The 15,629-nt window shown below is 72.2% G+C and carries 16 protein-coding genes; 10 read left to right on the plus strand and 6 right to left on the minus strand.

Annotated features, from left to right (window positions below; translation table 11 throughout):
* The first annotated feature begins 28 nt into the window (after nt 1-28).
* Complete coding sequence (locus OHA91_RS33505; protein ID WP_031156992.1) at nt 29-943, plus strand: LysR family transcriptional regulator; 915 nt, start codon at nt 29-31, stop codon at nt 941-943.
* Between the two features lie 96 nt (nt 944-1,039).
* On the opposite strand, the gene OHA91_RS33510 is transcribed toward OHA91_RS33505, so the two are convergent.
* Nucleotides 1,040-1,819, minus strand: a complete 780-nt coding sequence (locus OHA91_RS33510; RefSeq protein WP_031156994.1) for a DeoR/GlpR family DNA-binding transcription regulator — start codon at nt 1,817-1,819, stop codon at nt 1,040-1,042.
* Nucleotides 1,820-1,988: 169 nt separating this feature from the next.
* On the opposite strand from OHA91_RS33510, the gene OHA91_RS33515 reads away from it, so the two are divergent.
* Genes OHA91_RS33515 through OHA91_RS33525 form a run of 3 tightly spaced genes read left to right on the plus strand, consistent with a single transcriptional unit; the run spans nt 1,989 to nt 4,280 of the window.
* Nucleotides 1,989-2,891 carry an SIS domain-containing protein gene (locus OHA91_RS33515; protein WP_266503845.1) on the plus strand — a complete coding sequence of 301 codons (903 nt, stop codon included), beginning with the start codon at nt 1,989-1,991 and terminating at the stop codon, nt 2,889-2,891.
* Nucleotides 2,888-3,724 carry a class II fructose-bisphosphate aldolase gene (locus OHA91_RS33520; RefSeq protein ID WP_031156999.1) on the plus strand — a complete coding sequence of 279 codons (837 nt, stop codon included), beginning with the start codon at nt 2,888-2,890 and terminating at the stop codon, nt 3,722-3,724. Before OHA91_RS33515 ends, OHA91_RS33520 begins: the two co-directional genes overlap by 4 nt.
* A gap of 19 nt (nt 3,725-3,743) precedes the next feature.
* Nucleotides 3,744-4,280 (plus strand): hypothetical protein, encoded by a 537-nt coding sequence (locus OHA91_RS33525; protein ID WP_031157002.1) that lies wholly within the window; start codon nt 3,744-3,746, stop codon nt 4,278-4,280.
* Nucleotides 4,281-4,319: 39 nt separating this feature from the next.
* Here OHA91_RS33525 and OHA91_RS33530 read toward each other — a convergent pair whose 3' ends face one another.
* On the minus strand, nt 4,320-4,874 hold the full coding sequence (locus OHA91_RS33530; protein WP_031157004.1) for a DinB family protein: 555 nt from the start codon (nt 4,872-4,874) through the stop codon (nt 4,320-4,322).
* Nucleotides 4,875-5,025: 151 nt separating this feature from the next.
* Here OHA91_RS33530 and OHA91_RS33535 point away from each other — a divergent pair, with 151 nt between their 5' ends.
* Nucleotides 5,026-6,216 (plus strand): acyl-CoA dehydrogenase family protein, encoded by a 1,191-nt coding sequence (locus OHA91_RS33535; protein ID WP_031157006.1) that lies wholly within the window; start codon nt 5,026-5,028, stop codon nt 6,214-6,216.
* Nucleotides 6,217-6,464: 248 nt separating this feature from the next.
* On the opposite strand, the gene OHA91_RS33540 is transcribed toward OHA91_RS33535, so the two are convergent.
* The 3 genes from OHA91_RS33540 to OHA91_RS33550 all read right to left on the minus strand — a co-directional run bounded on the left by OHA91_RS33540 (nt 6,465) and on the right by OHA91_RS33550 (nt 9,004).
* A complete protein-coding gene (locus tag OHA91_RS33540; protein ID WP_031157009.1) occupies nt 6,465-7,118 on the minus strand; it encodes a CBS domain-containing protein in 654 nt (217 codons plus the stop codon).
* A 10-nt stretch (nt 7,119-7,128) separates the two neighbouring features.
* The gene (locus OHA91_RS33545) at nt 7,129-7,320 is read right to left on the minus strand and encodes a hypothetical protein (protein ID WP_308289089.1); all 192 of its coding nucleotides are present in this window, start codon (nt 7,318-7,320) and stop codon (nt 7,129-7,131) included.
* A gap of 262 nt (nt 7,321-7,582) precedes the next feature.
* Entirely contained in the window at nt 7,583-9,004 is a 1,422-nt protein-coding gene (locus OHA91_RS33550) for an MBL fold metallo-hydrolase (protein WP_328740591.1), read from the minus strand.
* 177 nt (nt 9,005-9,181) lie between these two features.
* On the opposite strand from OHA91_RS33550, the gene OHA91_RS33555 reads away from it, so the two are divergent.
* The 5 genes from OHA91_RS33555 (at nt 9,182) to OHA91_RS33575 (ending at nt 14,635) form a co-directional block, all read left to right on the plus strand.
* Entirely contained in the window at nt 9,182-10,258 is a 1,077-nt protein-coding gene (locus OHA91_RS33555; RefSeq protein ID WP_328740592.1) for a zinc-dependent alcohol dehydrogenase family protein, read from the plus strand.
* Between the two features lie 5 nt (nt 10,259-10,263).
* Nucleotides 10,264-10,950, plus strand: coding sequence for a helix-turn-helix domain-containing protein (locus OHA91_RS33560; RefSeq protein ID WP_031157019.1), 687 nt, complete (start codon nt 10,264-10,266; stop codon nt 10,948-10,950).
* Nucleotides 10,947-11,705, plus strand: coding sequence for an HAD family hydrolase (locus tag OHA91_RS33565; RefSeq protein ID WP_266503857.1), 759 nt, complete (start codon nt 10,947-10,949; stop codon nt 11,703-11,705). Before OHA91_RS33560 ends, OHA91_RS33565 begins: the two co-directional genes overlap by 4 nt.
* Nucleotides 11,702-14,101 (plus strand): glycoside hydrolase family 65 protein, encoded by a 2,400-nt coding sequence (locus tag OHA91_RS33570; protein WP_328740593.1) that lies wholly within the window; start codon nt 11,702-11,704, stop codon nt 14,099-14,101. Before OHA91_RS33565 ends, OHA91_RS33570 begins: the two co-directional genes overlap by 4 nt.
* Before the next feature lie 84 nt (nt 14,102-14,185).
* Nucleotides 14,186-14,635: a universal stress protein gene (locus tag OHA91_RS33575; RefSeq protein ID WP_328740594.1), complete on the plus strand. Its 450-nt coding sequence runs from the start codon at nt 14,186-14,188 to the stop codon at nt 14,633-14,635.
* A 589-nt stretch (nt 14,636-15,224) separates the two neighbouring features.
* On the opposite strand, the gene OHA91_RS33580 is transcribed toward OHA91_RS33575, so the two are convergent.
* Nucleotides 15,225-15,377 carry a hypothetical protein gene (locus OHA91_RS33580; protein WP_266503865.1) on the minus strand — a complete coding sequence of 51 codons (153 nt, stop codon included), beginning with the start codon at nt 15,375-15,377 and terminating at the stop codon, nt 15,225-15,227.
* Nucleotides 15,378-15,629 lie beyond the last annotated feature (252 nt).

A 15,629-nucleotide genomic window follows, 5' to 3' on the forward strand; every position in this document is an offset into this window, starting at 1 on the left:
GACCTCCGCATCCTGAGACAATGGTGGGGTGATCGACCCCCGCCGGCTGCGCATCCTGCGGGCCGTGGCGGACCACCGTACGGTGACCGCCGCGGCCGCAGCCCTGTACCTCACCCCCTCGGCCGTCTCCCAGCAGCTCGCGGCGCTGGAACAGGAGACGGGCCACGCGCTGCTCACCCGCAGCGGCCGGGGCGTACGTCTGACCGCGGCGGGGGAGATCCTGCTCGGCCACGCCCACGAGGTGCTGGCCCAGCTGGAGCGGGCGGAGGCCGAACTCGCCGCGTACGCGGGCGGCGCGGCCGGCGAGGTCACGGTGGCCGCCTTCGCCACGGGCATCGCGGAGGTGCTCGCCCCGGCGATCGCCCGGCTCGCGCTGGAGCGGCCGGGGATCAGGCTGCGGGTGCGCGACGCGGAGGGCGACCAGAGCCTGCCGCTGCTCCTGGACGGCGAGGCGGACCTCGCGCTCGCGGTCGAGTACCGGGGCGCGCCGGGCGCCGACGACGGCAGGCTCTCCGTCCTCCCGCTGTACGCGGAGCCCTTCGATGCGGTGCTGCCCTCGGGGCACCCGCTGGCCGACCTGCCGGCGGTGTCGCTTGCGGACCTGTCCGATTCGGACTGGGTGGGCCAGTACCCCGGCAACCCGTGCCACGACGTGACCCTGCTCGCCTGCGAACTGGCCGGCTTCCAGCCGCGGTTCGCGCACTCCTCCGACGACTTCCGCGCCGTGACGGCGCTGGTCGGAGCCGGGGCCGGGGTGGCCCTCGTGCCGCGCTCGGCGCTGCGGGGCATGGACCTCAAGGAGGTCCAGGTCCGCCCGGTCGCCGGACCGGCCGCCACCCGACGGGTCTTCGCGGCCACCCGCCGCGGGGCCGAGACCCACCCGCTGATCGCCCCCGTCCTGGCGGCCCTGGTCCGCGAATCGGAGCGCCTGCCGACCCACTGAGCGGGCCTGTGCCGGCGGCGGCCGGCGTCGTCGCCCCGCCGACGGGAGGGCCGGCGTCATCGTGCCGGGTGGTGTCGCCTGCGGCCCGCCCGCCGCTCAGACGGTGACCACCTCGACCCCCGCCGCGGTGAAGGACCGGGCCACCGCCGGGGCGAGGCCCGTGTCCGTCACCAGGACGTCCACGGCAGAGGTCGCGCAGATGCGGGCGAAGGCGCGGACGCCCAGCTTGCTGGAGTCCGCCGCCACCACCACCCGGCGGGCGCGTTCGCACAGGAGGCGGTTGACCGAGGCCTCGTCCTCGTGCCGGGTCGCCGCACCGTCCTGCGGGTCGAAACCGTCCACGCCGAGCACCGCCGTGTCCACCGCGAGCTGCCCGAGGACCTGCTCGGCGAGCGGGCCCGTCAGTTCGTACGACTGGGGGCGCGCCACGCCGCCCGTCAGCACGATCTTGAACTGCGGCCGGATCACCAGTTCGCCCGCGATGTTGAGGGCGTTGGTGACCACGGTGAGCGCGGGCGAGCCCTGGGCCAGGTCCGGGCGCCCGGCCAGGGCCCGCGCCACCTCCGTGGTCGTGGTGCCGCCCGTCAGGCCGATCACCTCGCCCGGGGCGACCAGCGCCGCGACGGCCTCGCTGATGCGGCTCTTCTCGGCGGCGCGCCGCGATGTCCGGTACCGCAGCGGGAGTTCGTAACTGACGCCGTGCAGCACCGCCCCGCCGCGCGTGCGCACCAGCAGCTGCTGCTCGGCGAGCTGGTCGAGGTCGCGGCGGATGGTCGCGGCGGACACCCCGAGGGTCTCGGCGGCCGGTTCCACCTCCAGTTCGCCCCGTTCCACCAGCAGGTCCAGCAGTGTCTGCCAGCGCTCCTTGCGGGTCATCGGCCGCCCCCTCCCGTGCTCGTTCCGCGCCCGTCCCGTGGCCTGTCGTCGGGCTACCCGGCGACACTAACCCAGCAGAACACCCCGTGGTTGCTTGAAGTTGCGTGAAAGTGCCCGCTACCTTGCAGGAAAACGCATTCAGACCCGTCTGTCGCACGAGGGAGCCTGTATGAGTCACGTCGCGTACGAGTTGGGCACGCAGCCCGCATGCTGGGAGCGGGCCGCCGAACTGGCCCCGGCCCGGCGGGCGGTGCTGCCGCAGCCGGGGGAGCGTACCGCGATCGTCGGGTGCGGCACCTCGTACTACATGGCCCAGGCGGCCGCCGTGTTGCGCGAGGAGGCGGGGCAGGGGGAGACCGACGCCTTCCCCGCCTCGGAGTTCCCGCGCCACCGCCGCTACGACCGGGTCGTCGCGCTCACCCGCTCCGGGACCACCACCGAGGTGCTGGACCTGCTGGCCGCACTGCGCGACGCGGGCGTGCCCACGACCGCCGTCATCGGGGATCCGGCGACTCCGGTGATGGCGGTGGCGGACGAGCTCGTCGTCCTCGACTTCGCCGACGAACAGTCCGTCGTGCAGACCCGCTTCGCGACCACCGCCCTGACCCTGCTGCGGGCGCACGTCGGGCTGCACGGCCCCGCGGCCGTCGCCGACGCCCGCACCGCCCTCGACGAGCCGCTCCCTGCGGAGCTCGACGACCAGGGGCAGTTCACCTTCCTCGGCCGCGGCTGGAGCGTCGGGCTCGCCCACGAGGCGGCCCTGAAGATGCGCGAGGCCTCGCTCTCCTGGGCCGAGTCCTATCCGGCGATGGAGTACCGGCACGGGCCGGTCAGCATCTCCGGGCCCGGCACCGTCACCTGGTCGCTCGACGAGGCCCCCGACGGGCTCGCCGAACAGGTCCGCCGGACCGGCGGCCAATGGGTGGCAGGGCGGCTCGACCCGCTCGCCGAACTCGTCCGCGTGCACCGCCTCGCCCTCGCCGTCGCCGCCCGGCGCGGGCTGGACCCCGACGCGCCGCGCAACCTGACCCGCTCGGTGATCCTCACCACCGGCGAGGAGGCGGTCCGATGACCCTCGTCTGCGCGGGCGCGCTCGTCCGGGAGGCGGCCGGTGCGGGCCGCGCCGTCGCCGCCTTCAACATCATCACGCTGGAGCACGCCGAAGCCGTCGTCGCCGGCGCCGAGGCGGCAGGGCTGCCGGTCATCCTGCAACTGAGCGAGAACGCCGTGAAGTTCCGCGACGGACGCCTGCTGCCGATCTCCCGGGCCGCCGCAGCCTGCGCGGAGGCCGCCGCGGTCCCGGTCGGCCTGCACCTCGACCACGTCAAGAGCCCCGAGCTGCTGCGGCAGGCGTGCGACGCGGGATACAGCTCGGTGATGTACGACGCCGCGCAGCTCCCGTACGCCGAGAACCTGGAGGCCACCCGCTCGGCCGCCGACTGGGCGCACGCCAACGGGCTGTGGATCGAGGCCGAACTCGGCGAGGTCGGCGGCAAGAACGGCGTCGCACCGCTGGACCCGCACGCGCCCGGCGCCCGTACGGACCCCGACGAGGCGCGGCGGTTCGTCGCCGACTCCGGGGTCGACGCACTGGCCGTCGCCATCGGCAGCAGCCACGCGATGACCAGCCGGACCGCGGCCCTCGACCACGCCCTGTTGGCCAGGCTGGCCAAGACCGTGGAGGTACCGCTCGTCCTGCACGGCTCGTCCGGACTGCCGGACTCCGAGCTCGCGGCGGCCGTCGCCGGAGGGATCCGCAAGGTCAACATCGGTACCGCGCTGAATCTGGCCATGACGGAGGCCATCCGCACCCACCTGACCCCGGCTGACCCCCGGCCGTACCTGACGGCGGCCCGTGCGGCGATGACGGCGACGGCCGCGGCTATGATCGGCGCCCTGAACTGAAGGACATCGGGGGACGGCCGTGGACGCACAGCGGGGACGCACCGACCGCAGGCGCTTCCTGCTGATCGCCGCGATCCCGCTGCTGACCGCGGGCGCGGGTACGGCCTACGCCGTGTGGCCCGGGCCGGCCCGGCCCGGGCCACGGGTGCGCACCGACCTGGAACCCCTGAACGCGCGCTTCGGCCCGTACGTGGGGACGCTGGGCGAGGCGCACTGGCTCGGCTACGACATCGACGAGAAGCCCGGTTCCGCCGAGAGCCGGACCGTCCCGAGCCCCGACTCGCGGATCCGCCTGGTCGGCGTCGCCCGCCTGACGGCCGGCGGGGCGGCGGCGGTCACGGGCAAGGCGGAGTACGCCTTCGCGCCCGCGGCCGCGCCGTCCGCGCTGCCCGCCGAGCTGGTCCCGTACGCGCCGGCCGGTGCGACCTGGCAGCACAGCCGCCGGTTCGACGCGTACGCCAACCACGAGGGGGCGGAGGGGCGTCCGTCGGGGGAGTACCTCTTCGACACGGCCCGGGACCTCGTCCGCTTCGACCTCCTGTACCTCTACACCTGAGCCCCTGAACCCCTGAACCCTGACGGGCGGTTGCCGGGGTCAGATGCCCACGGCCCCGTCGATCCGCTCCCGGAGCAGGTCGGCGTGGCCGTTGTGCCGGGCGTACTCCTCGACCATGTGGATCAGGACCCAGCGCAGGGACACCCGGCCCCGCCACGCGTCGTCGGCCTCGACGTCGAGGTCGGGCGCCTCGGCGACGAAGCGTTCGGCGAAGGCCACTTCGTGGCGCCAGGCTTCCCAGGCCTCCTCGACGGCGGCGGGATCGTCGGGCAGTGCCCCGTCGAAGTCGCCGTCGGGATCGTCCTGCGAGGAGAAGCGGGGCGGGGCGTCCTGACCGGCCAGGACCTTCCGGAACCAGCGGCGCTCCACATCCGCCATGTGCCGGACCAGCCCGAGCAGGGACAGCGTGGACGGCTCCACCGACCGCCGCGCCAACTCGGCCTCCAGTCCGGCGCACTTCAGCTCCAGTGTCGCCCGGTGGTCCGCCAGGAAGGCGGCCAGCATGGGCCGTTCCCCTCCGGTCGCGGGGCCGCCGAAGCGGTGCTCGCGCTCGGGGTCGACGAAGAATTCCGCTCTGCTCCGTGGGGTCGTCATGGCCGAGAGTATGGACGGCGGCGCCGAACGGCCGCCACGCGGGTCCTTCCGAATTCTTGCAACAGGTTCTAATCTGACCGCCGCCATCACGCCATCACGCCAACACGCCACCACGGCGAAGCGGCTGGACCGCGAGACTCCCGGAGGGGCCGTGCACCTCGAATACACGCCTGAGCAGCAGCAGTTGCGCACCGAGCTGCGCGCCTACTTCGCCGAGCTGGTCCCGGAGGACGTCTACGCCCGCTACGAGGACCCGGCAGCCCAGAAGCGGTTCTACCGCGAGACCATCCGCCGGCTCGGCGCCGACGGCTGGCTCGGCGTCGGCTGGCCGAAGGAGTACGGCGGCCGCGGGATGACACCGATGGACCAGTTCATCTTCTTCGACGAGGCCGCGCAGGCCGTCGTACCGCTTCCCCTGATGGCGCTCAACACGGTCGGCCCGACCATCATGCAGTTCGGCACCGACGAGCAGAAGGCCTACTTCCTGCCCAGGATCCTCGCCGGGGAGATCGACTTCGCCATCGGCTACAGCGAGCCCGACGCCGGCACCGACCTCGCCGCGCTCAAGTGCAAGGCCGTCCGCGAGGGCGACGAGGAGACCGGCACCTACGTCGTCAACGGCCAGAAGATCTGGACCACCAACGGCGACACCGCCGACTGGGTCTGGCTCGCCGTGCGTACCGACCCGGACGCCCCCGCGCACAAGGGCATCACCATGCTCCTCGTCCCGACCTCGGACCCCGGCTACTCCTGCACCCTGATCAACACCCTGGCCTCCCACGACACCACGGCCAGCTACTACGAGGACATCCGCGTCCCCGCCACCCGCCGCGTCGGCCAGGAGAACAAGGGCTGGCGCCTGATCACCAACCAGCTCAACCACGAGCGCGTCACCCTGGCCGCACACGGCACGATGGCCATCAGGGCCCTCCACGACGTCCAGCGCTGGGCCGCGTCGACGAAGCTCGCCGACGGCCGCCGGGTCATCGACCTGTCCTGGGTCCGCGGACGGCTCGCCCGCACCCACGCCCGCCTCGACGCGATGAAGCTGCTCAACTGGCAGATGGTGAACGCGGTCGAGTCCGGCACCCTCACCCCCCAGGACGCCTCCGCGGTCAAGGTGTACGGCTCCGAGGCGCGCCGCGACGCGTACGCCTGGCTGATGGAGATCGTCGGCGCGGCCGGCCCCCTCAAGGACGGCTCGGCCGGCTCGGTCCTCCACGGCGAGCTCGAACGCGGCTACCGCAGCGCGGTCATCTTCACCTTCGGCGGCGGCAACAACGAGATCCAGCGCGAGATCATCTCCTGGATCGGCCTGGGCATGCCGCGCGTCCGCCGCTGAGGTCGCGTGCCTCACAACGACAGTTGGCACATGACAGCCGTCACCGGACCCGGTTCAGCAGCCTGAACCCACGACGCTTCGGCGGTCCGTGTGTCGGCGCGTTGCAGCGTGCGTACCGCGCCTGGGCGCGCGTCGAAACGGTCGCCGGCCGGGGGAGAGTGAGTGCCGCTGCTGTCTGACGTCGGGCAGGTCCTCGCCGGATCTGGGAGCAGTAGCGTCGGATCCCGGCACGGCTCCGCGGTCGGACTTCAGGCCTCGGCCGGTGCATCCAGTCGGCAGTTGACGTCGACGATGCCCTCGACGGAGTGGGTGAGGCGTTCGGCCAGGGGGATCAGGGCGCCGTCGCGGACCTCGCCGGTCAGGGTGGCGATCCCTTGGGCCACGGTGACCTTGACCGCCTCGTGGGAGAGGGGGAAGAGGCGGTCGACGACGGTGCGGCGGATCTCGGTGGCGAGTTCCTCGTCGGTGCGGAGGAAGACCTTGAGGAGGTCGGCGCGGCTGACGATGCCCTTGAGGGTGCCGTCGGCGTCGACGACCGGGAGGCGCTTGATGTGCCGGTCGGCCATGAGGCGGGCGGCTTGAGGCAGGGTGGCGTCGGGGCGGATCGTGACCGCCGGGGTGGTCATCATGCTCTCGGCGCGGGTGGAGCCCGCCTTGGCGGTGTCGCCGAGGCGGCGCATCTGCTCGATCAGGCCCGGGCGGTGCTCGTGGAACTCCTCCTTGGGTAGGAGATCGGCCTCGGAGACCACGCCGACGACGCGGCCTTCGCCCTCGATGACGGGTAGGGCGGTCACCTTCCACCGTTCCATCGCGGTCGCGATGTCCTTGAAGCCGGTCGAGGGGGTGACGGCGATGACCTTGGTGGTCATGACGTCGGCGACGGTGTACGGGGTGGAAGTCATGGCGGGGTCCTCAGCGTGCGTAGGCGAGCGGGGTGCCGCTGCCGTGAGGGGGGAACAGGTCGAGGAGCCGGGTGCGGGCGGGGTCGAGCCGGTCGGCGATGACCGCGCCCACGGCGACGGCGACGGCGACGGAGCGACCGACGGCCGAGTCCTCGTTGCACAGCCGGCGTACGGCCGCTGCGTCGAATTCCAGGGCGCGCACCTCGCGGGTGGCGGTGGCGCCGAGGTGCCGGATGTAGGGAGGGACCGGCCCGCCGGCGTTCGTTGAAGATGCGGGTGCCGGCCGGGAGTCATCTGGTGGGAGTGGGCGAGCAGGGCTTCGCGGGCTTCCGGTGCCATCGCTTCGAGGACGGTGTGCATGGTGCTCATGGAGTGCCTCCAACCCTTCGCATCCACCCTGCTCGTTGGGCCACCACGTCCGGGAGGGCCGCGCGGTGCACACCGAGGGGACCGTCCGGCCCCGGTCAGCGGACCAGGACGGCCTCCCCGGACTTGGGTACGACGGCCGTCCATCCCAGTTCGTGGTCGATGCGGTCCCGCAGGGTCTCGGAGGCGGTCTCCTCGCCGTGGACGAGATAGGTGGTGTGCGGGGCGGGGGCGGTGCGCAGCCAGTCGATGATCTGGCCTGCGTCGGCGTGCGCGGAGAAGTGCGGTACGTCGGCGACCTCGGCGCGTACGGGGACGTACTCGCCGAACATCTTGAGCGTGCGGGCGCCGTCCACGAGGTCGCGCGAGCGGGTGCCGGCGGCGGCGAAGCCGACGATGACCACGGCGTTGCGGGGGTCGGGCAGGGTCCGGTGGAGGTGGTGCAGGACGCGGCCGCCGGTGGCCATCCCGGCGGAGGAGACGATGATCGCCGGCCCGGTGGCGTTGTTGATGTCGATCGACTCCTGGACAGTACGGGCGGCCAGGAACGGCTCCGGGTTGATCGCCGCCTCGCCTTGGGCGAGGATCTCGGGGCGCAGCTCGGGGGAGTGGGCCCGTACGGCGTCGCGGTAGACGTCGAGGGAGGCGAGGGCCATGGGGCTGTCGACGTAGACGGGTACGTGGCGGGGCAGGGTGCCGTCGCCGCGCAGGGTGGCCAGCTCGTGCAGGACGACCTCGGTGCGGTCGATCGCGAAGGCCGGGATGACCACGGTCCCGCCCCGGGACAGCGTCCGCGTGATCACCGAGGCGAATTCCCGGCGGGCGCTCTCGTGGTCGTGGCGGCGGTTGCCGTAGGTCGACTCCATCAGGAGGACGTCGGCGCCGGAGAACGGCTCGGGCGGCAGGAGAAGCGGGTGGCCGGGGCGGCCGAGGTCGCCGCTCACGGCGAGGGTGTGGCCGTCCTCCAGGGTCAGGTGGGCCGACGCGGAGCCGAGGATGTGCCCACCGTGGTGCAGCATCAGCTTCGTGCCGGCCATGATCTCGATCTCGCTGCCCACCGGTACCGGGTCGAAGAACTTGATCGTCCGGTCGACGTCGTCATCGTCGTAGAGCGGCTTGGCGGGGCGGTGCTTGGACCAGCCGTGCTGGTTGGCGTGCTCGGCGGCTTCCATCTGGAGGCGGGCACTGTCGCGGAGCACGATCTCGGCGAGCCGGGCGGTGTGGGCGCTGGTGAGGATGGGGCCGCGGAAGCCGTGTCGGACCAGGCGCGGCAGGTACCCGCAGTGGTCCAGGTGGGCGTGGGTCACTACGACGGCGTGGATGTCCGAGGCGTCGCAGGGCAGCTTGGCCCAGTTGCGACGGCGCAGGTCCGCGACACCCTGGAAGAGTCCGCAGTCGACGAGGATCCGGGCGTGGTCGCTCTCGACCAGGAACTTGCTGCCGGTGACCGTCCGCACTCCGCCGAGGAACCTCAGCAGGGCCGGGCGGGCGGAAGCAGGAGACGGGGCGGGCCGGGACATGACAGCAGCCCTCCTTCCGGAACGGGTGCCGGTCTCCACCGTCGCACCGGAGCGCCCTGTCCGCTGGGGACCTACCGGCCCCGGATGGGGGCCGACCGGCCCAAGCGGGACGGAGGGGTACGGGCACAGCCTGACGGTGACCCCCTCGCGCACAGCACACAGAGAGAAGGCCGCGCCATGAAGGCTCTCGTCTTCCACGGGCCCGGGCAGACCTCCTGGCAGGACGTCCCGGACCCCTCCATCAAGGACGCCGCCGACGCGATCGTCCGGGTCGACGCCGTCACCATTTGCGGCACCGACCTGCACATCATCAAGGGCGACGTCCCCGAAGTGACTCCCGGCCGGATCCTGGGCCACGAGGCCGTCGGGACCATCGTCGAGACCGGCGGCGATGTCCGCAGCGTCCGCCCCGGGGACCGAGTCCTGATCTCCTGCATCTCCGCGTGCGGCCGCTGCCGCTTCTGCCGGGAAGGGCGCTATGGCCAGTGCCGCGGAGGCGGCGGCTGGGTCCTGGGCCACACCATCGACGGCACCCAGGCCGAGTACGTCCGCGTTCCCTTCGCCGACCTCTCCGTCCATCCCCTTCCCAGCGCTCTGGCGAGCCACGAAGCGGTCCTGCTCGCGGACATCTTCCCGACCTCGTACGAGGTGGGTGTCCTCAACGGCAATGTGCGCCCGGGCGACACGGTCGTCGTGGTCGGTGCCGGACCCATCGGGCTGGCTGCCATCGCCACGGCACAGCTCTACAGCCCGTCCCGGATCATCGCCGTCGACCTCGCGGCTTCCCGCCTGGCAGCCGCACGGGACCTCGGGGCCGATGCGACCGTCAGCGCGCAGGAGGAGCCGGAGCAACTGGTGGGGGACCTCACGGACGGGCTCGGCGCGGATGTCGTCATCGAGGCCGTCGGTGTGCCCGAGTCGTTCGAGATGTGCACCCGCATAGTCCGCCCGGGCGGCCGGGTCGCCAACATCGGCGTGCACGGCAAGCCGGCCGTCCTCCACCTCGAGGACCTGTGGATCAAGGACGTCACCATCACCACCGGTCTCGTCGACACCCACTCGACTCCCATGCTGCTGCGCATGATGGCCGCCGGCCGCCTGCCCGGCGCCGCGATGGTCACGCACCGGTTCGAGCTGGACCAGATGGAAGAGGCGTACGACGTCTTCTCGCGCGCCGGTGAAACCGGCGCCCTCAAGGTCGTGCTCGGCGGACCGCAGCACGACACGCTCGCCGTACCGCCCCAGGAGCAGTGAGTGCCGTGAAGAGCACACCGAGCACCCACCCGCAGCAGTCCGGCGGGATGGCCGGACGCACCGACCTGGGCCGCCGTCTGGCGGCCCGCCGCGAAGCCCTCGGTCTGAGCCGCGACGAACTGGGCCGACGGTGCGGCGCCGACGGCACGTACATCGCCTACCTCGAAGAGCACGCCGCCAGCCCTGCCATCGGCACCCTGGTCCGGGTGGCCGATGCCCTCGGCCTCACCGTCGACGACCTGACCGGTGCCAGCGCCCACCGCGTCGCCGGCCGAGCCACCGCCCGGCGCGACAGTACGATCGTAGCGCTGGAGGAGACCGAATGCCGACGGCTGCTGAACACGCACGGCGTCGGCCGCATCGCCATCTTCACCCCCGAAGGCCCGGCCGTCCTCCCCGTCAACTACCTCGTCGCAGGACCCGACATCGCCTTCCGCACCTCCGCGGAAGCCGTCACGGCCAGAGCGGCGGGTACCGAAGCCGCATTCGAGATCGACAACATCGACGACGTGACCGCCACTGGTTGGAGCGTGCTGGCCGTGGGTGAACTGGCGTCCGTCACGGACCCGCACGAGATCCACCACCTCGACACCACGGCCCGCTCACAACCATGGGCCGGTGGTCCGCGCAGCCACTGGATGAAGCTCACCCCCGCCCGGATCACCGGCCGCCGCGTGGTGCACGACTCATGAGCGACCTGCGCGCGGTCGTCTTCGACACCGACGGGGTGCTCCTCGCCACGGCGGACCGCCACGCGGCCGCATGGAAGGAGACCTTCGACGGCTGCCTGCCCGAGTGGCAGCCGTCGTACGCCGGGGTACGACCGCGTCCGTTCGACGCGGTGCGCGAGTACCGGGACCTGGTCGACGGCAGGTCCCGCCTCGACGGCGTGCGTGCCTTCCTCGGCGCCCGTCACATCGGCCTCCCGCCAGGAACGCCCGGGGATCCGCCCGGGTGCGCCACCGTTCACGCGGTCGCCGCCCGCAAGGAGGAGGTCTTCTCCGCGATGCTGCGGACCGACGGCGTCCGCACCTTCGACGACGTACGGCCCGCGCTCCAGCGACTAGGGGAGATGGAGGTGCGATGCGCAGCCGTCTCGGCTTCGCGGCACGCCCGCTCCCTCCTGGAGTCCGCGGAGCTCATCGGCTACTTCGACACCCTGGTGGACGGCCAGGCCGCGGCCGCACTTGCCCTTCCGGGCAAACCCGACCCTGCCCTCTTCCTCGAAGCTGCCGGCCGTCTCGGCGCGACCCCCGCTCAGACCGCCGTGGTAGAGGACGCAATCGCCGGCGTCGAAGCGGGACACCAAGGCCGTTTCCGGTTGGTGGTGGGACTCAACCGCGAAGCCGACCCGCACATGAGGGACGCCCTGCGCGCACACGGCGCCCACCTCGTCCTCCCCGACCTCGGCGGGCTGCCCGCCGCACTCGAAGGCGACCGCCCGTGACCACGGCCTGGTGCTGGGAGTACCCCCACTACGACCCCAAGGCCGAGCGGCTGGTCGAGTCCCTGTGCACCCTGGGCAACGGCCGCTTCGCCACGCGCGGTTCAGCGCCCGAGAACATCGCCGACGACATCCATTACCCGGGCACCTACCTCGCAGGCTGCTTCAACCGGCTCGCCTCCACCGTCGGCGGACGAACGGTCTCCAACGAGGACATGGTCCGGCTGCCGGACTGGACCGCTCTGCGGTACCGCTGCCTGCCCGCGGGTGCACCGCCCGGCGACTGGCTCACACCCGACCACCCGACCCTGCGCCGCAGCCACGTGTCGCTGGACCTCCGTGCTGGGACGCTCACCCGCCGCATGCTCTTCCACGACACCGACGGCCGCCGCCTGGGCGTCACCCACACCCGCCTCGTCCACATGGGCGACCCGAACCTGGCTGCGCAGAACACGGTGTTCAGAGCGTACGGCTGGAGCGGCATGATCGAGATCGAGTCCGTGCTCGACGGAGACGTCACCAACGCGGGAGTCGACCGCTACCGCGCCCTGGCCGGGCGGCATCTCGTCGAGCACCGGGCCGGAGTGGAGGCGGAGGGCACCGCCTGGCTGTCCTGTACCACGACCACCTCCCGGGTAGAGATCGGGCTCGCGGTCCGGACATCAGCACGTCCTGTGGCACCGGTAGGTCGGGCATGCACAGCCGCCACCGCCACACAGACACTCATCCTGCCGATCAAGCGGGCTGCCCCGGTCGCCGTCGTGAAGACCGCCGCCCTGTGCACCTCGCTCGACCGCCCTTCGGCCGATCCGCTGCGGCGGAGCATCGACTGCGCCACACACGCCCCGGGCTTCCCCTCCCTGCTGGCCTCCCACCGGGCATCCTGGCAACGCCTCTGGAGCGAAGGAGAGTTGAAGGTCCCTGGCGATACCGGCAAGGTCCTGCGGCTGCACGCCTTCCACGTGTTGCAGACGCTCTCGCCGCACACCGCGGAGCTCGACGCCGGCGTCCCCGCCCGGGGCCTTCACGGCGAGGCGTACCGGGGTCACGTCTTCTGGGACGAGCTGTTCGTCCTGCCCTACCTCGCCCTCCACCTCCCCGAGACCGCTCGCGCCCTGTTGATGTACCGGCACCGGCGGCTCCCCGCGGCCCTGGAGGCCGCCCGTCGGGCTGGGGCGAAGGGAGCCATGTTTCCCTGGCAGAGTGGTAGTTCCGGCAGCGAGGAGACGCAGCGGCTGCACCTCAATCCGCGCTCCGGCCGCTGGCTGCCCGACCACTCGCACCTCCAGCACCATGTGGGGTCGGCCATCGCCTGGAACGTGTGGCGGTACGGCCAGGCCACCGGTGACGCCGGATTCATGCACGGCCCGGGCGCCGAACTCCTCCTGCACGCAGCCCACTTCTGGGCCGGATCAGCGACATGGGACACCGGCCTCGGCCGCTACCGGATCCGTGGCGTCGTCGGACCGGACGAGTATCACGATGCCTACCCGGACGCCGCCGCTCCCGGTATCGACGACAACGCTTACACCAACGTCACCGCCGCGTGGGTACTTGCCCGCGCACTCGACCTGTACGGGGAACTTCCGGCAGCGCGACGCGCGGAGCTCCTCACCCAACTGGGCATCGGCCCCGACGACCTCACCGCCTGGGAGGACGTCTCGCACCGCCTGTATGTGCCGTTCCATCGCGACGTGATCAGTCAGTTCCACGGCTACGGGGACCTCGCCGAGCTCGACTGGGAAGGCTACCGCGCCCGCTACCACGACATCCGCCGCCTGGACCGCATCCTGGAAGCCGAAGGCGACACGCCCAACTGCTACCAGGCGTCCAAGCAGGCCGACACCCTCATGCTCGGCTACCTCTTCCGCCCCACGGAACTCGAGCAATTGTTCCTTCGGCTCGGACACCGCCTCGACGACGGCCTCTGGCGCAGAACGGTGGACCACTACCAGCGGCGCACCTGCCACGGGTCGACGCTCAGCAGCCTCGTCCACGGCTGGGTCCTCGCCCGGGAGCAGGGCCCGGACGCGTGGCGCTACTGCCAGGAAGCCCTGCTCAGTGACATCACCGACGTCCAGGGCGGCACCACCGGCGAAGGGATCCACCTCGGTGCCATGGGCGGCACCCTCGACCTCGTCGAGCGCGGCATCGTCGGACTCGAGCCCCACGACGACGGCCTGCACATCGACCCGGTGCCCCTCTCCGAAGTGCCCCGGTCCTCGTTCTCGATCTCCTACCTGGGGCACCGGGACATCCGTATCCGGTTCCGGCCCGGACGGTTCGGCATCAGAGTGCCCACCTCGCCCCTGGGCCCGGTGCCCCTGGTCCTGCCCGGCGACCGGCACGAACGCATTGCCGCAGGCCAGGAGCGGTGGTTCCGGCTACCCAAGGGCTGACCCGGTAGCCACCCCGTGCTCGCGTGGCGGGGCGATCGCGATGCGCACACTGTGGATGTATCAGCCGTTGGAAGGGTGAACGGGATGGACAGGCAGCATGAGGCTCCGCGGATCGTGGTGGGCGTCGACGGATCGCCCTCGTCCCAGGCCGCACTGCGCTGGGCGGTCCGGTACGCAGGGTTGGTGAACGGGCGAGTAGAAGCGGTCGCGGCATGGGACCTTCCCGGTGCCGCTTCGTGGTCGGCTCCCGCGGTGGACACCGACTTCGACGAGGAGGAGGCCGAGCGACGTCTGGTCGAGGAGGTCCACACGGTTCTCGGTGAGGACGGCGCCTCCTCCGTGCACCAGCGTCTGGTGCGCGGCAATCCGGTCGATGTCCTGGTGGATGCGGCAGAGGGTGCGGCCATGCTGGTCGTGGGCAGCCGCGGGCGCGGCGGCTTCAGCCGAGCCATGCTCGGTTCGGTGAGCCAGCAGGCGGCGCTCCATGCGCCGTGCCCGATCACCATCGTCCGGGCGCACATCCCCGCCGACTGATCCCGCCTCCGGCACGCCTGGCGTACGGCAGTGGGCCACGGCTTCAGGCTGCAGCGTGACCTCCTGAGCCCGGCGCGAACATGGCCGGCCGTGACGGCGGGTGGCGGCCTGCGCCCGTGTACGCAGGTTCGGCGAGACTGGCCTTCCGTGACACCAGGGGCGAGTGCCGGCTACGTCGCCAGCACCAGCGCCTGGGACCTCTGGCCTGCTCCTGCGAGCGCCGGCTCGGTATCGGGGCCCGGGGCCGATCGGCGCGCGCCGAAGCGGCCCACTCGGCCCCGTGCGAGTGGCCCCGTCGGCACTCGGTCCCCGTGGCCTACCGCGTGATCGTGGAACCCGGACGCCACCCCGGCGCCACCTTCCGAAGTGGGTGACCACGATGCAGCGCATTCGGATCCAGACCCGGCCCACGCAGCCCCACAAGCCCGCCCCGCTGGATCTGCGCACGCCGTTCGGCCGCCCCTTGCCGTACTGATCCCTGCCGACCTGCAGCCACCGGAGGACGTCATGGGACACACGCGACGCGTCGTACCGTTCACCGCGCTCGGCCGAAGCGACATCGGCCGGGTCGGCGGCAAGAACGCCTCCCTCAGGAAAGCTGACCGGACAGCTCACCGCGGCCGGCCTGCGTGTGCCGCCCGGCTTCGCCACCACCGCCGACGCCTACGAGGAACTGCTCGACGGACACGGAAGCCCTCGCCCACGTCTTCGACGAGAACGGCCCGGCCGTCACCCGCCTCATCGAGATCCTCCTCCCGCGGGTCCAGGCCAGGCCATGGGTAGTGCGGTGGGCCTGTGCGGACAGCGGCCCAGCGACGACCCGGCCTACGCCGCCTTCCTCGCCCGCGCCGGAATCGACTCGGTCCGTCGCCCCCGACAGCTTCGCCGCCGTCAAGCAGCCCGCCGCCTCCGCTGAAGCGGAGCGCTACGGGGAGGACCGAATGGCCCCTGTAAGGATCCGTCCGGCCCAAGCGGAGCGGCCACCGGCCGCGTG

The sequence above is a fragment of the Streptomyces erythrochromogenes genome (genome assembly GCF_036170895.1).
GTDB classification, from domain to species: domain Bacteria; phylum Actinomycetota; class Actinomycetes; order Streptomycetales; family Streptomycetaceae; genus Streptomyces; species Streptomyces erythrochromogenes.

Coding starts and splice junctions, on each gene's coding strand:
- OHA91_RS33510 (WP_031156994.1), bottom strand. CDS start 1,819: ATGACCCGCAAGGAGCGCTGGCAGACACTGCTGGACCTGCTGGTGGAA.
- OHA91_RS33565 (WP_266503857.1), top strand. CDS start 10,947: ATGAGCGACCTGCGCGCGGTCGTCTTCGACACCGACGGGGTGCTCCTC.
- OHA91_RS33575 (WP_328740594.1), top strand. CDS start 14,186: ATGGACAGGCAGCATGAGGCTCCGCGGATCGTGGTGGGCGTCGACGGA.
- OHA91_RS33530 (WP_031157004.1), bottom strand. CDS start 4,874: ATGACGACCCCACGGAGCAGAGCGGAATTCTTCGTCGACCCCGAGCGC.
- OHA91_RS33550 (WP_328740591.1), bottom strand. CDS start 9,004: ATGTCCCGGCCCGCCCCGTCTCCTGCTTCCGCCCGCCCGGCCCTGCTG.
- OHA91_RS33520 (WP_031156999.1), top strand. CDS start 2,888: ATGACCCTCGTCTGCGCGGGCGCGCTCGTCCGGGAGGCGGCCGGTGCG.
- OHA91_RS33515 (WP_266503845.1), top strand. CDS start 1,989: ATGAGTCACGTCGCGTACGAGTTGGGCACGCAGCCCGCATGCTGGGAG.
- OHA91_RS33580 (WP_266503865.1), bottom strand. CDS start 15,377: ATGAGGCGGGTGACGGCCGGGCCGTTCTCGTCGAAGACGTGGGCGAGG.
- OHA91_RS33540 (WP_031157009.1), bottom strand. CDS start 7,118: ATGACTTCCACCCCGTACACCGTCGCCGACGTCATGACCACCAAGGTC.
- OHA91_RS33555 (WP_328740592.1), top strand. CDS start 9,182: ATGAAGGCTCTCGTCTTCCACGGGCCCGGGCAGACCTCCTGGCAGGAC.